The organism is Flavobacterium sp. YJ01 (genome assembly GCF_029320955.1).
GTDB lineage: Bacteria > Bacteroidota > Bacteroidia > Flavobacteriales > Flavobacteriaceae > Flavobacterium.
Genome location: NZ_CP119757.1, coordinates 4189758 through 4203453, shown reverse-complemented (window position 1 = coordinate 4203453; position 13696 = coordinate 4189758). Strand labels below are relative to the sequence as shown.

13 protein-coding genes and 1 riboswitch are annotated in these 13696 nt (G+C 32.5%); of the genes, 2 read left to right on the top strand and 11 right to left on the bottom strand.

The annotated features are described in order from the left end of the window. Positions 1-197 precede the first annotated feature (197 nt). The 3 genes from P0R33_RS18530 to P0R33_RS18520 all read right to left on the bottom strand — a co-directional run bounded on the left by P0R33_RS18530 (position 198) and on the right by P0R33_RS18520 (position 2961). Entirely contained in the window at positions 198-422 is a 225-nt protein-coding gene (locus P0R33_RS18530; protein ID WP_276172647.1) for a hypothetical protein, read from the bottom strand. 139 nt (positions 423-561) lie between these two features. Next, on the bottom strand, positions 562-906 hold the full coding sequence (locus P0R33_RS18525) for a hypothetical protein (RefSeq protein ID WP_276172646.1): 345 nt from the start codon (positions 904-906) through the stop codon (positions 562-564). Positions 907-1098: 192 nt separating this feature from the next. Next, the gene (locus P0R33_RS18520; RefSeq protein WP_276172645.1) at positions 1099-2961 is read right to left on the bottom strand and encodes a TonB-dependent receptor; all 1863 of its coding nucleotides are present in this window, start codon (positions 2959-2961) and stop codon (positions 1099-1101) included. 69 nt (positions 2962-3030) lie between these two features. On the opposite strand from P0R33_RS18520, the gene P0R33_RS18515 reads away from it, so the two are divergent. Continuing rightward, entirely contained in the window at positions 3031-4530 is a 1500-nt protein-coding gene (locus tag P0R33_RS18515) for a PLP-dependent aminotransferase family protein (RefSeq protein ID WP_276172644.1), read from the top strand. Positions 4531-4679: 149 nt separating this feature from the next. Then, positions 4680-5159: a hypothetical protein gene (locus tag P0R33_RS18510; protein ID WP_276172643.1), complete on the top strand. Its 480-nt coding sequence runs from the start codon at positions 4680-4682 to the stop codon at positions 5157-5159. 48 nt (positions 5160-5207) lie between these two features. On the opposite strand, the gene metQ is transcribed toward P0R33_RS18510, so the two are convergent. The 8 genes from metQ to P0R33_RS18470 form a co-directional block, all read right to left on the bottom strand. Next, positions 5208-6020, bottom strand: coding sequence for a methionine ABC transporter substrate-binding lipoprotein MetQ (gene metQ, locus P0R33_RS18505; protein WP_276172642.1), 813 nt, complete (start codon positions 6018-6020; stop codon positions 5208-5210). Between the two features lie 45 nt (positions 6021-6065). Then, the gene (locus P0R33_RS18500; protein WP_276172641.1) at positions 6066-6719 is read right to left on the bottom strand and encodes a methionine ABC transporter permease MetI; all 654 of its coding nucleotides are present in this window, start codon (positions 6717-6719) and stop codon (positions 6066-6068) included. Continuing rightward, complete coding sequence (metN, locus tag P0R33_RS18495; protein ID WP_276172640.1) at positions 6712-7743, bottom strand: methionine ABC transporter ATP-binding protein MetN; 1032 nt, start codon at positions 7741-7743, stop codon at positions 6712-6714. The genes P0R33_RS18500 and metN overlap by 8 nt, the downstream gene beginning before the upstream one ends. A gap of 271 nt (positions 7744-8014) precedes the next feature. Further along, positions 8015-8485 carry a cupin domain-containing protein gene (locus P0R33_RS18490; protein ID WP_276172639.1) on the bottom strand — a complete coding sequence of 157 codons (471 nt, stop codon included), beginning with the start codon at positions 8483-8485 and terminating at the stop codon, positions 8015-8017. Further along, the gene (locus P0R33_RS18485; RefSeq protein ID WP_276172638.1) at positions 8482-9480 is read right to left on the bottom strand and encodes an NADP-dependent oxidoreductase; all 999 of its coding nucleotides are present in this window, start codon (positions 9478-9480) and stop codon (positions 8482-8484) included. Before P0R33_RS18485 ends, P0R33_RS18490 begins: the two co-directional genes overlap by 4 nt. 17 nt (positions 9481-9497) lie before the next feature. Beyond that, a complete protein-coding gene (locus tag P0R33_RS18480) occupies positions 9498-10976 on the bottom strand; it encodes an aminotransferase class V-fold PLP-dependent enzyme (protein WP_276172637.1) in 1479 nt (492 codons plus the stop codon). A 177-nt stretch (positions 10977-11153) separates the two neighbouring features. Further along, positions 11154-12143, bottom strand: coding sequence for a TlpA disulfide reductase family protein (locus tag P0R33_RS18475; RefSeq protein ID WP_276172636.1), 990 nt, complete (start codon positions 12141-12143; stop codon positions 11154-11156). A 238-nt stretch (positions 12144-12381) separates the two neighbouring features. Beyond that, positions 12382-12482, bottom strand: a riboswitch (SAM riboswitch). Positions 12483-12680: 198 nt separating this feature from the next. Beyond that, positions 12681-13685 (bottom strand): hypothetical protein, encoded by a 1005-nt coding sequence (locus P0R33_RS18470; RefSeq protein ID WP_276172635.1) that lies wholly within the window; start codon positions 13683-13685, stop codon positions 12681-12683. Between the last annotated feature and the right edge of the window lie 11 nt (positions 13686-13696).

The following is a 13696-nucleotide window of genomic DNA, read 5'->3' as shown; positions in this document are numbered from 1 at the left end:
ACATTTTTTAATGCTGTCCAAAACATTTAATATTAAAATAATATCAGAATGCTAAATAGCCTAATCAAATATAGAGAAAAAGCTTTTCATTTGTTTTTTTATTTTAGCTGAATCTCACAAATTCATATTGTTTTTAGAATGAAAAAAAGCCAAATCCACTTAGATTCAGCTTTTTTGAATTTTATAATTCTTCGAAATTACTTTTTGATTACAGTATCTTTCTTGACAACAATTGTATCATTTCCAATTTCGTCTATGGTATCGCCCATAAGTGTATCTACTTCGGGTCCAACCGTATCAATTGTGTTTTGAATAGAATCATATGTAGAATCAGCTGGTATATTTTCATTCTTTTTACAAGAAAATGACAATCCAGCTAAAAGAATTAAGAATATAATCTTAGTATTTAACAGCGTTTTCATAAATATTTATTTTTAATTGATATTTCGTAATTAATAGTAATAAAAATAAAACATCATGAGAAAATTCAATTACACAATTTTAGGTTGCATTTATAGAAATCAAACCACATAAATCGTTAAATATATGGTATTTACAATTTTATTTTTTCTTTTTGGCTGCTTTTTCCTCTGGTCTTAAACTATCTTTCTGAACGCCTGTAGCAGTTGTGTAAGTTGAACCGTCTTTAGAACTTTCTCCTGGTCCGCTTCCTGTTCCTGCCGAACTTTCAGATCCATTTTTTTGTGTAGTTTCAATATTGGTTTCAATATGTTCATCACTTTTTATACTGTCTGTTTTGTTTTCTGCTTTACTTTGTTTGCTATCCATAGGCGAGATAACAGTATCTATTTCGTCGCTATATCCGTCCTGATTGTTTTTACATGAAAATAAGATTCCACTTAAAATAATCAAGACCAAAATCATCGTTCCTTTTATTGCTTTCATAATAATTCACTTTTCGGTTTATAAATTGTCTGATTTTCATAATTGCTAAGTAACCATTTATAAAACCGTTACGGTTATAGCATTTTCAGTATTTTTTATATAAAAAAGATATTGCAATCTTTTTAAAAATTAGAAAATTAAAAAAGGGGAAAATGTATTAAATCTTCCCCTTTTTTAATCTTTATTTAAAACTTAAAAAGTAACCAATTTTACTCCCAAAGTAAACCATCTTGAAGGCAATGGCACCGCTCCAACTTCATAATAGGTCGCATTAAATATATTTTGAGCATCTAAGAAAATTGTAAACTTATGAATGCTTTGACTTACTCTAAAATCATTTACCCAATAAGAAGGTCCAGTAATTCTTTCGTTAAAACGCGTTGCAAATAAAATAGAAAAATCCTTAAACTGATAATCGATCGTATTTGTAACTTGATGTTTTAGAGAAGAAATGGCATATTTTGAATAGATTTCTGTACGCGCACTTTTAAATTCTGAATCTAAATATGTGTATCCTAAAAGGATATTCAATCTCGAATCTTTAGAAAAATCAAATCTGTAAGTTCCACGCAAATTAATTCCATTTGTGTTTAAATCTCCTGTATTCTGACTTTGCCAAGGTTGCGTTGTTGCGTTACGCATCCAATCGATATAATTATCAATTTTTCTGTAGAAATAATTCGCATTCAAACTCAACGCTTTTTTATTGTATTTAAATCCGATTTCGCTCTGAAAAGCATTTTCTGAATCTAAATCGACGTTTCCAACATTTCCTGTTTGCTTCAGATATAAATCTGTAAACGATGGAATTCTTTGGCTTGTTCCAACATTACCAATTACTTTAAATTCATCTGTAATCGCATAACTTGCATCGATTCCAGGATAAATCTGCCATTTATAATCTGAATTGTAATTCAAATAAGTTCCTAAATTAATGTCTAATTTTTCGAAGAAACTTGTTCTGTATTCTGCGTACAAACCGACATTGTCGCGATCATGATCTCCAATATTAGAAGAATGAATATTTTCATTTCTAAATTCAGCTCCAAAACCAATTTCACCTTTGGATAATTTTACAGTCGAATTTAATTCTGCCGCAATCGAATTGGTGTAATGCTGACTTCTTCCAACTGCTAAATTTGAGTTTCCTAAATAACGATAATCGTCGTAATTGTATCTGTAAGTAACTCTTGGCATAATTTTCCAACTATCTGTAATTGAATGTTTCGACTGAATATTAGCAAAAGTAGTTTGTACAATTTCAGTCGAATTTCTATCACCAGGCGCAGCATAAAATCCGTTAGCACCAAATCCGTTATTGATGTAACCCGCAGAACCTAAAATTTCATTAGAATCATTGATTTGAACATTTCCTTGATAGAAAATTTTATTGTTTTCGAATGCCGTATTGTAACGGTATCCGTTGCTTTTATCGTGTGAAGCAAAAATCAAATGCTGTTGTTTTTCTTTTCCTAAAACAGCTCCCGCCTGAACGCCCATTCCGTAAAAAGTATCTCCTGTATCTTGCGTATCTTTTTCGAAATTAGAACCTGCATAAGTGCTTACTAAAAATCCAGAATCTGTTGGTTTTTTGGTGATAATATTGATTGCTCCAGTTAAGCTGTTAATTCCGTACGTTCTTGCAGCCGGTCCGCGAACAATCTCAATTCTTTCGATAACTTCAACCGGAAGAGGCAAATTCAGCATATTGTGTGCCGTTTGCGAATCGATTACTTTAGCTCCATTTAAAAGGACAACTGTTTGCTCAAAACTTCCGCCGTCAACGCTAATATCAGCTTGAGTTCCAAATGGTCCACGTTGCCTAATGTCAACTCCGTTCGCATATTGCAAAACTTCTTGAAGCGTTCTTCCTGGCAGTTTTTTTATAGTTTCACTAGAAATCACATACACATTTCTATTTTGTTTAGAAATTGGTGTACTGAAACGGTTTTCATTAATTATAACCTCATCCATTTGGTTTATGGAATCCTTTTTGGTCTGTGCGTAAAAATTGGTACAAATTACTGTAAAGACAGCAAAATAGATTTTTTTCATTTTGGTTTACTATTTTTTTGGCAAAAGTACTACCTTGCCGTACTAACAAAGTATACCAGTTTTATAATTATGGATAGTCCGGTTGAAATTCCTTTTAGAAGTTTTATTCATTTAAAACCAGAACAAAATACGGCAATTTATCTGCAGATTGTTTTTGAATTTATTAAAGCCATCCAAACCGGATTTCTTCCAGAAGGAACAAAACTTCCCGGCACGCGAATATTGTGTAAAGTATTAGACGTTAATCGAAATACGCTTATCAAAGCTTTTCAGGATTTAGAATCACAAGGTTGGATTGAAACGCTTCCAAATAAAGGCACTTTTATTTTATCGCAACAAAAAAACAAAACAGAATTTCCTCTTTCAAAAAAGCAAAATACCTCTGAAATTAATAACGTTTTTAACTTTCAAAAATCGACTATTTTAGAAAATCCTATAGAAACGAGCAATTTACCTTTTCAATTTAATGACGGAATGCCTGATTGGAGATTGGTTCAAACCGATGTTTTGGCAAGATTATATGTTTCAAAATTAAAACGAAAAAAAAGTTCTAAAACCTATGAACAGATTCAGCTTCGTTCGCATTCTAATTTTAAAACGCATTTTTCAAATTATCTGAATCTTACACGCGGAATTCGTATTTCGACTTCCGATTTACTTACAACAAGCAGTCACGAAATCAGTTTGTATTTGGTTACAAAAGTACTTATTTCTTCAGGTGATAAAGTTGTAGTAGCTTCTCCGGGTTATTATATGTCAAATATGACGTTAACAAATACTGGTGCGCAAATTATTCCTATTCAGGTAAATGAAGACGGAATTGATACCAAACAATTGAAAGAAATCTGCGAAACTTCAGAAATCAGAGTTTTGTATCTTACTTCAAATTATCATTATCCGACTACCATTTCACTAAGTGCAAAAAAAAGAATGGAAGTTTTAGAATTAGCCAATCAATACGGATTTATTATTTTGGAAGATGATTACGATTTTGATTTCCATTATGATAATAATCCCGTTTTACCTTTGGCCGCTTTTGATTCTAACCAAAAAGTTGTTTATATTGGATCTTTTGGAAAATCGCTTCCTACGGGATTTAGTTATGGTTTTGTTGCCGCTCCTTCTGAATTTATTAAGGAATTAGAAAAGCATCAAAATATTCTAGAACCTAGCATTGATGTTTTAAAAGAGCAGGTTTTAACCGAATGGATTACAGAAGGTGAAGTGCATCGTCTTTCTAAAAAAAACAAAAAAATCTACAAAGAACGCCGCGATCAATTTGCATCTCTTTTGAACGAAAAATTAAAAGGTAAAATTAAATTTAAAATTCCACCGCGCGGACTAGCGATTTGGGTTGAATGGCTGGATAATTTCAATCTTATTCAATTACAAAAAGAATGTGCTACCCATGATTTATTTCTTCCAAAAACAATTTTATATCAAACCAAAAACTTGACCGCAACCCGCTTAGGATTTGGTCATTTAGAAAAAGATGAAATGGAAAAAGCAGTTTCTATTTTAAGCAAATGTTTGGAAATCATTACCGTTAATCCCTTAAAAAACAAGTAAAATTTTATTTCTAATTACAGTAAAATATTAGGAAACAAATAATACTCAAAATCTTAACTTTCTTATAATTATATAATTAAAAAACATAAGATTATAAGTATTATATTACAATTTTATATTAACTTTGATAGGATTAAAAATACTTTGTAATGGACCCATATCTACTAATACAATTAATTTTAATTTCAATTGGAGCAACATCAGCTATGACTTGGTTTAGTTATTTTGTCTCCAAAAAATTTCAAAAATTATACAAAGAACCAGTTCTTTTATGTACCGTTTTTTCAGAATTTCATTACAATCTTTCGACAGGTTCTAAGCGGAAACTAGGATGGATGTTTCATTATCTAATCGGATTTTTATTTGTTCTTGGATATCATGTAGTATGGGTAAAGAATATACTATCGGTTTCGCTGCTAAGTGCTCTCTTATTGGGAATTATTAGCGGTGTAATAGGTATAATCAGCTGGGTATTTATATTTAAAATAACCCGATATCATACCCCAATTGATTTTAAAGGTTATTATATTCAGTTGTTCTTTGCCCATATTATTTTTGCTCTCGTCGCAACATTACTATACTTTATTACGATGCTTCTTGTAATTGTTACAAAAGCATATATCACATAACAAAAAAACAGGGACAAAATCCCTGTTTTTTTTCTTTAAAATATTATTTTACCAGCCTTTTACTGCTCCGCCTTTAAATTCGACTTCGGCAGCTTTTTCTACTTCTGGAGATTGAAAAGCTTGCAAAAACTGTTTTACTTTTTCTTCATTTTTATTGTCTTCACGACTTACAACCAAATTTACATAAGGAGATTCTTTATCTTCAACAAATAACGCGTCTCGCGACGGAACTAATCCTGCTTGAGAAGCAAATGTATTGTTAATAATCGCAATAGAAACATTTGCATCGTCTAAAGCTCTAGGCAATTGAGGCGCTTCTAATTCTAAGATTTTTAAGTTTTTAGGATTGCTTACAATGTCAGTTACTTTTGGCAACAAACCAACTCCATCTTTCAATTTCAATAAACCATTTTTCTGTAAAAGCAATAAAGAACGTCCGCCGTTTGTTGGATCATTCGGAATAATAATCGTGCTTTCGTTTTTCAATTCAGAAAGGTTTTTTATTTTTTTTGAATAAGCCGCAATTGGGTAAACAAATGTTTTTCCGATAATGGCTAATTTATAACCACGCTGTTTCGATTGCTCGTCCATGTATGGTTTGTGCTGAAAAGCATTTGCATCAATATCTCCTTGACTTAAAGCTTCATTTGGAATTACATAGTCATTAAACGATACCAATTCTACTTCTAATCCGAATTTTTCTTTGGCAACTTTTTTAGCTGCTTCAGCCACTTTTAATTCTGGTCCAGCTGCCACTCCAACTTTAATAAAATGAGGATCATTCTTTTTATCATTTCCACAGTTTGATAAAACAAGCGCCAAAGTCAAAACTCCAGCAGTTTTTAAAATATTTAGTTTCATTTTTTTAATTGTAAATTGTTAATTATAAATTGTTAATTGATTTGATTATCTGTGATCAAATCGTTTCGACAAAGAATCTCCTATAAACTGAATTAGGAATACCAAAATTACCAGTAAACCTAAAACTGAATTCATCGTAACGGCATCGTAGCCAATATATCCGTATTGATAACCCACTTGCCCTAAACCTCCTGCTCCAACAGCTCCGCCCATTGCAGAATAACCTACAAGTGTAATTAGCGTAATTGAAGCTGCATTTATTAAAGAAGGCAACGCTTCTGGTAGCAATACTTTATAAACAATTTGCACAGGTGTTGCGCCCAAAGCTCTCGCCGCTTCAATTAATCCTGATGGTAAACCTAATAAACTGTTTTCTACCAAACGGGCAATAAATGGTGCCGCACCAATACTTAATGGCACTAAAGCCGCACTAACTCCAATCGAAGTTCCCACAATTGCACGAGTAAATGGAATCATCCAAACGATTAAAATAATAAACGGAATAGAACGGAAAACATTTACTAAAACCGATAAAACTCGATTTAAAACGGGTTGTTCTAAAATTTGATTTTTACGTGTCAGGAAAAGTAAAATTCCTGTTGGCAATCCAAGTAAAAATCCAAAAAAGCCCGATAGAAAAGTCATAACAATGGTTTCCCATGTTCCTTTTAACAATAAATCTATAAGAGAATCAGACATAACCTATTATTTCTGTTTTAATGTGTTTTGAATTAAAATATTGAATCGCAGCGTCATAATTTTCGCGTTTTCCTGAAAGTTCAATCAGCATTACACCAAAATTTACTTCGCCCGCCTGATCCATTTGTGCGCTTACGATTTTGAAATCGGTATCAAAAAGTCTTGAAACTTCCGAAATAACAGGTTCATTAACCGATTTTCCTGTCATTTCTAATTTTAATAACGGATTCAAATTTCCGTTATCTACTTTCTGTAACTTGTCTTGATAAACCGATGGAACTTCAATATGTAAAGAAGAAGCAATAAATTCTCTTGTCAATTCCTGTTTTGGATCAGCGAAAATTTCACCAACACTTCCCTGTTCTATCAATTTTCCGTGACTGATAACCGCCACTTCATCACAAATCGATTTTACGACTTCCATTTGGTGCGTAATTAACAAAACCGTGATATTCAATCGTTTGTTAATGTCTTTCAATAAATTCAAAATAGAACGAGTCGTAGCTGGATCTAAAGCACTTGTAGCTTCATCACACAATAAAACTTTCGGATTATTAGCCAAAGTTCTTGCAATCGCCACTCTTTGTTTTTGTCCTCCCGAAAGACTTGCTGGATAGTCATTTGCTTTTTCTGCCAAACCAACCAATTGCAATAATTCTAAAACTCGAGTTTTGATTTCAGCTTTTGAAGTTCCAGCTAATTCTAATGGAAAAGCCACATTTTCGAAAACCGTTCTTGAAGAAAGTAAATTGAAATGCTGAAAAATCATTCCGATTTGTCTTCTTTCTATCGCCAATTCTGCGTTTGATAATTGCATCAGCGCTTTTCCGTCAACAATAATTTCTCCAGAAGTTGGTCTTTCCAACAAATTCACACAACGAATTAAGGTGCTTTTTCCCGCGCCCGAAGTTCCAATTACTCCAAAAACTTTTCCTGGCGGAACTCTTAGCGAGACATCAGACAAAGCAGTAACAATTCTGTCTTTCTGATGAAAAGTTTTGGTTACATTTTTTAATTCAATCATTTCGTAATCAAGGTAAAACAAAAAGCCTTTCAACTATTTATGAAAGGCTTTTTGAGATCAATAATATAGTTTTATATAGAAGCCAGTTCAAAGAATTGCATTACAACAATACAGCACATCATAGTGCTGTTATAATAATTCTTCATATTCTGGTCGTTTTTTCTCATTGCGATTGCAAATTTAAGCAGTTATTTTCAATTTTAATGCAAAAACTATTAAAACTTTTATTTTCCTATCAATCTAATAGACTACTATATCGTTTGCAACGTAATTAATCCTTCTTGGCATCTAATAAAATTGCTAATTGAATACAATGCAAATCCGAACGATTACTCCACGCATGATTGGTACCACGTTGAATTACAATATCTCCCGCTTTAAGTAATGTTTCTTCTTCATCCACAATCAAATAAATTTCTCCAGAAATAATAATGATATAATCTAAAGTATCAGTTTGATGCATTAACGGATGCGGCTGTCCCTCGGGTGCCACAATTCCTAAATCTTTATCTGGCGGAATTTGTACATAACGAAAATAACTTCCGTTTTTTGGCGTGTTCGGAAAAGCGGTATTTTCTATTCTATTTTCTTCGAATTTTGCAGGTATACTATCTGTTGACCAAATATCAGAAATAATCAAACCCGGAAAATGTTCCGAGACATTTGTTACAATTGCGTCTTCTTCTATAATTGATTTTCCGTTTTTAATTCCTGTAATTACTCTTCTTGGTATTGTTTTCATTCTTTATTGATCTGCATAATTATTTTTTTTCCATACGTTTTGTTTTCACGCAATAACCACAGCGCTTTAACGACCGTTCTTGTGTTTAATTCTCCAATTATGGAAACATTGGGTGGCGTAATAAATTTATTTTCTAGCAACTGCGCCAACTCGATTAAGCCATTTTTATAATAGTCATATCTTTTTTCTAAGCCATACGCATAATTCGAAATCGTATGAATGGTTGCTCCTCTCGAAAAAAGAATATTTCGTGATTCTGGAGTTGAAAAATTTGTAACGTCTATATATGTTCCGTTTATTTTCAAGAGTTTAGCTGCGACTTCTGCAATTTTATTTCCGACTAAATCTACTGCAATATCAAATTTTTTATTTCCGTTTAATGAAAGTGCCGTTTCGAATATTTCCTCTTTATTATAATTAATGATTTGTTGCGGCTTTACGCCAAGACTAATTAAAGACGCTATACTTTCTTCATTTCCAGCTGTTACTAAAAAGTTTGAAAATCCTTTACTTATCAAAAGTTTTATAAATAAATTTCCAACTCCACCAGCCGCTCCTGTTATTAGTATGGAATCCGTCAGAGAAGCTTTCATTCTTTTAAAAGATTGCAAAGCCGTTAATCCAGCTGATGGAATAGCAGCGGCTTCTTCAAACGAAATATTTTTTGGCTTTTTTACCGCAATGGCTTCAGGAACGCAAATATATTCGGCATAAGTTCCATTAGAACCCATACTTCCTGAACCGCAAAAAACAGCATCGCCAATTTTAAAATCCTTTACATTCACTCCGATTTTTGTAATAATTCCTGAAAATTCTCTTCCTAAAATAGGAGAATGCAAAAGCTTTCTTTCAGAACCATTTTCGGTCATTTGATAATCAATCGGATTAAAACCAGAAGCAATAATTTGTACTTGAATTTGATGTGGTTCAGGTTGCGGAGTTGCAATTGTTTCCAACTGAAATTGACGATTTTCCTGTAATAGAATTGCTTTCATTTTTAAATATTAGTTTCTTAATCCAACTCAAACCATTCGTTTACTTCTCTTTCGATGGTATCTTTAATTCTTGGATTTTCAAATTCGTTTGTTGCAGGATTATATTCGTAATCTTTCTGCCATTTTTTATAATTCGAAGCCACTTGCTGGATGGCATCACAGATAAATAAAAGTTCCTCATCTGTCGTTATTGGATGAAGTGATAAACGAACCCAGCCCGGTTTATTGGTTTGATTTTTCTCTAATAATTCTGTCGTAATCGCTCTAGAACGTTTTTCATCAATATTGAACAAATAATGCGCATAGGTACTCGCACACGACCAACCGCCGCGAGTCTGGATTCCGAAACGGTCATTTAATAATCTTACGATTAAATTGTAGTGAATATCTTCAATTACAAATGAAACACAGCCAATTCGTTTGCTTTTTAAATCTCCCAAAATAGAAAGACCTTGTATTTTTTGAAGTTTAGAAAAACACAGATCTAAAAGTTCTTTTTCTCTTTTTGCAATCTGCTCTACTCCCATTTTTTCTTTTAATTCTAAAGCCAAAGCTGCTCTAATTACTTGCAAAAATCCTGGAGTTCCGCCATCTTCTCTCACTTCTATCACATCGCTGTAACAATAATTTCCTAACGGATTGGTCCATTTTACATTTCCGCCGCCGGGATTATCTGGAAAATCAGATTGGTATAATTTTTCGTTGAAAACCAAAATACCGCAAGTTCCAGGTCCACCCAAAAATTTATGAGGCGAAAAGAAAATCGCATCCAATTGCTGTTCTGGATCCTTTGGATGCATATCGATTTTGACATACGGAGCTGAAGCCGCAAAATCTACAAAACACAATCCTCCATTCTGATGCATGATTTTGGCTAATTCGTGATAAGGTGTTATAATTCCTGTAACATTAGAACAAGCTGTAAACGAACCGATTTTCAAACTTCTATCGGCATATTTTTTTATTTCTGTCGAAAGAATTTTAGGATCTACCAAATTATTTTCATCAGCAGGCAAAATCACAACATCGGCATTGGTTTCGTACCATGGAACTTGGTTGGAATGATGTTCCATATGTGTAATGAAAACTACTGGTTTTTCGTTTTCATTTTCATACGTTTTTCTCAAACCAATAATACGCTGAAGTTTAGATAATGCAGCAGTCATTCCAGTTCCCGTTGTAACCAAAACATCATATTGATTTGCATTAACCGATTTTTTAATAATATCTCTGGCGTAATTGTATGCGTAAGTAGAAGTTTTTCCTGTCTGACTAGAAAGTGAATGCGTATTGGCAATCATCGGACCTATTTTATGGCGCATAATATCTTCAATTGGCGTGTATAATCTTCCGCTGGCAACCCAATCTGCGTAAATCAAATTTTGTTCTCCGTAAACCGATTCGAAAGTATGATCTATTCCTACGGTGTTTTCTCTAAATTTAGAAAAGTAACACTCAGATTCTGTTGTTTTTGTAGTTGGCTCAATAGCATTCATTTCCCTAGCATTTTTTTAATTAACAAATTGTATTATTGGTTGAATTTCCGCAATCTTGTCATTCTGAGGAACGAGGAATCTTTGTTGCAAAATCAACAAAGATTGGTGATTTTCTGTGTGGAGTTTCTTGTGAAGATCCTTCCTTCGTCAGGATGACAAAATTGTGTATTTTCTTTCTTAAATTTTATTTTCTAAAAGCGATTTAAGTGTAGCTTGCAATTCTTCTCCGTGAAGATTTTTTGCAACAATAATTCCTTTAGAATCTACCAGATAATTGGCGGGAATAGCTCTCACACCATATAATTTTGCAACGGCACTATTCCAGAAAAGTAAATCTGAAACGTGAGTCCAAGTTAAATTGTCATCTTGAATTCCTTTAATCCAATTTTCTTTCTTTTTGTCTAAAGAAATAGCGATTATATTAAATCCTTTATCGTGAAATTCTTTGTAAGCTGCCACGATATTTGGATTTTCTCTTCGGCATGGACCGCACCAAGAAGCCCAGAAATCTACTAAAGTGTATCCATTTAAGTTTTCAGAAAAACGAATCGCTTTTCCATCAGGATTATTTGCCGTAAAATCAGGAGCTTTTTTTCCAACTGCTAAACCGTCAAGTACAATAGCCAGTTCTTTTAGTTCTTTCACGTAAGTGATATTTTGAAGGCTTTTATCCAGTAAAGCAATATTTTGTGTAATCTGTTCAGGCGTTAAGCGGTACGACCAATTTCTGTATAAAACATAAGCCGAAACAATCGATTTTGGATGTTCTGTAATGAATTTACTGATTTCTACTTCTTTTGTTTTTTTGTATGTTTCAAATAAATTTTGTGTTTCAGAACCCTCAACAACAGAATTTGTATAATATTTTCTTGGACTTAGTTTAACTGTAATTGGTCCTTCTTCAAGAAAAATATACAACGGAGAATCTGCTGTATTTACACTTAAACCGTATAATTCTGGTGTTTTAACTTTAGTTTTAAAAACAAAATTTCCGTCTTTTACTTTTACAGAATCAATTGTGGTAAACATTTTATTATGAAACTTTTGCAAATAAACATATTGTGCAACGGTATCTACAACTGTTCCTTTTAATTGCAAGTTACTTTCTTGCGCCTGAGTTTGAAAAGCTGCAAGAAATAAGGCAAAACCTAGTATTATTTTTTTCATTTTATTTTTAGTTTTAGAATTAGACAAAAGAATTTGTGGCCAATGTGCAAGCCATTAGCATTTTATTAAAAGAAAATTTATGTGATTTGTTAATGCTTTCGCATTCGAAAAACAGCAAGACTATTTTCTTCAAACATCGAATTCAAAAGTTCATAACCGGCATAAATAGTATCTGTTTTCATTTTAAAAAAATAAAGTTTTCTAATATTGACCTTATTCAGATTTTGAGCAAATCTTTTTCTTATCTGTCCCGCAAAGCGGGAAGGATTTAGCACCTTATTTGGCAACAGGTTGCTAAGACTTCATCGGGCCTATTCCCTCAGTCTTTCTGGATAAGTATCATTTTATAATTTTTCTGCGATACAAATATATACTAATTCTACCGAATTAGTCAAGTTTTGTTTGTGTTTTTTTAGTTTTTATTTTAAAAAGAACTAATTAAAACCAAATAAAATACTGAATATCAATATTTTGAAATAAAAAAAAGCCTGTAAATAATTTATTTACAGGCTTTAAAACTTTAAAACAAAAAATCAATTAATTATTTTGTTCTGCAATTGTAGACTTATTTAGTTTTATAACTCTGATTTTTTTATTGGTATTATCAGACAGGAAAATACGATCGTTAAGCTGTGCCGTTCCTACGATAGTCCCAAATGGATTTTTTCCTAAAATATCAGACACATTTACAACTGCTTTGTAATTCTTTTTATTAAATTCTTCTTTTGGATACAATCTCAAATAAGAGGCACTTCCGACAATTTCTGAAGTGACCGCCCAATCTTTACTAAAAGAAACCGCAATTGGCTTTATATCTACAAATTGAACTTTTTCAGGCTCAATTGGCGTTGTTAATGAAGCTGTTGCATTAGCTTTAATATTAGCAATATTGTAATACAAATAACTTCTGGCATCTCTTCCTGCAACTACTAGATTTCCTCCATAAACATCTAAAGAATAGACTTCTGTGTAACCATTTAAAGTACTTAATTTGGCAATAGGCTTTAAATTCCAGTCACTGGTTTCTGTGATCTGAGAAGTTTCAAATACTTTTATCGATTTTTCTTTTTCTTTTACGAATACCAATCCGTCTTTTACAACAACACCAAAAACGTGCACAAAAGTCTGCCACCATTGACCATTTCCAACCGTACTTATTCCAGCATTTGTAGTTTCATCAAAAACAAATAATCTAGATTCTGTGCTTCCAACGTAAATGCGTCCTTTATCAATAGAAACCGAAGTCAGACTTGTTAGAGGAATCGTAGTTGCTCCTTTTGTATACTCTTTAATTGTTTTGATATGAGCTAATGTTAGAGCATTAAAAACTTCCAAAACATCTCCATTTACAACATATAATTTATCATTCGAAATCGCAATTCCTTTCGGATCAAATGTTACAGTGCTTCCTGGAATATTTTCGGTTGTAATTGAAGCTTCATCGGTTGGGTAATAATAATCGTAATTTTTAGATTCGATATCGTCTTTACTGCAATTTGTAAAAAAACAAAGCGCAAGAATTAAGGGCAAAATATGTTTCATACTTAATTTAT